We start from the raw sequence: 653 nt of genomic DNA on the forward strand, positions 1-653 counted from the left end.
GTACAAGAAAAGAACCTATATAAATAGTCTTTTTTAAAGTGTCTATTATATAGGTTCCATTTTATTTTTCCTACTAGGTTTTTACTATGCTTTATTTTAATCCCTGCTCATAAGCTTCAATCATTTTCTTAACCATATTTCCACCTACAGAGCCAGCTTCTCTCGCAGTCAAATCTCCATTATAGCCATTCTTTAAATTTACTCCAACTTCCTGAGCTGATTCCATTTTAAATCTATTTAAAGCTTCTCTAACCTGAGGTACTACTAAATTATTACTGTTATGTGCCATAATCAACACTCCTTTTTATAGTAATCTTTACTGTCTATATTTAAAGTTTGTACATTTCTATAAAAAATACTCCAGGTAATTGGATGAATATTTAGAAAATAAATATAAAAAAATAAGTTCAAAGGAATAACATATGTGAAATTAATTTTATCTGTATTATCACTTAGCTTGTCTTCTAATTTAGATAGCGTAATTATAGGAATTGCTTACAAAATAAAGAATATAAAATAATAATAATTTTAAATTTATATACATTTAACTTTAAGATATAGCTTATTCTTTAAAATTAAAAATTGTCAACTTTTTCAGATAAACTTTCTAATTGTTTTTTTAACTCAGACATTTTATCTAATGTGCATCTTTG

At 25.1% G+C, this 653-nt stretch carries 1 protein-coding gene; it reads right to left on the minus strand.

The genetic code is table 11. The annotated features are described in order from the left end of the window. Positions 1-91: 91 nt before the first annotated feature. The gene (locus tag ACJDU8_RS25605; protein ID WP_406795010.1) at positions 92-289 is read right to left on the minus strand and encodes an alpha/beta-type small acid-soluble spore protein; all 198 of its coding nucleotides are present in this window, start codon (positions 287-289) and stop codon (positions 92-94) included. Positions 290-653: the final 364 nt, after the last annotated feature.

The organism is Candidatus Clostridium eludens (assembly GCF_045310515.1).
GTDB lineage: Bacteria > Bacillota > Clostridia > Clostridiales > Clostridiaceae > Clostridium_B > Clostridium_B eludens.